The sequence below is a fragment of the Nostoc sp. genome (genome assembly GCF_036919495.1).
Taxonomy (GTDB): Bacteria; Cyanobacteriota; Cyanobacteriia; order Cyanobacteriales; family Nostocaceae; genus Nostoc.
Window position 1 is genome coordinate 1 of record NZ_JBALBZ010000016.1, and the last position, 1394, is coordinate 1394.

The following is a 1394-nucleotide window of genomic DNA, read 5'->3' on the forward strand; positions in this document are numbered from 1 at the left end:
GGTTCTTCAGTACTTGTTATGCCAAACTATTAAGATATAGGCATCAAACAATGTCAAAAAATGTGTCAATAATCTGCTAAAAGTACTATAAAGATTGACATACAAAGAATATTTCTTGTTAACTGTAAATAGAACTCCAACTATTTTTATATAAATTTACAGCCATGACTAGCAAAAGAGATATTAAAATTCTAACAAAACTTCTTGATTTAGGAGATATAAAAGTTATATCACATCGCCTTCACGATGGGATTGGAATTATTTTACAAACCGAATCAAAAAAATTATATAGTATTTGCCCCAGGTGTGGCACAAAAAGTCAGAAATTACATCAAAATCATCGGCATATTGTTAAAGACTTACCTTTTGGAGATCGTCCAGTATTTTTAGAAATTAATAGGCGTCAATTCAAATGTGAAATATGTAAAAAACCGTTTAGTGAAAATTTAGATTTTGTCAGGAAGAAAAGAACTTATACAAAGCGGCTTGCACAGAAAACAATACAAGAAGTTTTAGAAAACGATATTCACACTGTAGCTTCAAAAGGAATAGTCACAACAGAAGAGATAGAAGGTATGTTAAAAGACGCATCGGAACAATTATCAAATTCAAAACCTTTAAAATTAAAAAGACTTGGAATTGATGAGATAGCTCTAGTTAAAGGAAAAGGAAATTATTGTGCAGTCCTAATAGATTTGGATACATCCAAACTGATTGCTATTTTAAGTGGACGGACTCAAGAAATAATAAAGGAAACTCTTATAGGGTGGGGAACTGAAGTCTTAGAGCAAATAGAGGAAGTCAGTATAGATTTATGGAAAGGTTATAAAAACTTAGTGATAGAATTAATGCCTGAAGCTCAAGTAGTTGCAGATCGATTTCACGTTATGGTTCAGATAAATAAGGAATTAGATACACAGAGAAAAAAAGAAAAACGAAATGCACAAGAGTTAATAAAAAAAGCAAGGACATCAAAAGAAAAACTCAAACAGGAGCAAATACTAGAAGGATTAAATAAAAGTAAATATGTTTTACTTAAAAATGAGTCAGATTTAAACGAAGAGCAAAACAATAAACTTATTCAGGTAAAAGCTGTGTCTCCTAGTCTAAAATTAATGCATGAGTTGAAAGAGAAACTTAGAAGAGTTTTTAATAAAACGAATGATTGGTATCCGGCAGTCTTTAAACTGGGTATATGGCTATCAAAAGCTAAAAAATATTTCCCCAATAGTAACAATACTTTTATCCGATGGTTTGATGAAATAGTAGCTTACTTTGATAATAGGACAACAAGTGGTGCCGTTGAAGGCATCAATAACAAACTCAAGCTAATTAAGCGTTCAGCTTATGGATTCAGAAACTTTAATAATTTTAGAGTAAGATGCTTATTAAAT

The 1394-nt window shown here is 30.8% G+C and carries 1 protein-coding gene; it reads left to right on the forward strand.

The annotated features are described in order from the left end of the window. Positions 1-164: 164 nt before the first annotated feature. On the forward strand, positions 165-1394 hold a 1230-nt coding region (locus V7K25_RS01815), incomplete at its 3' end, for an ISL3 family transposase (protein WP_442948048.1).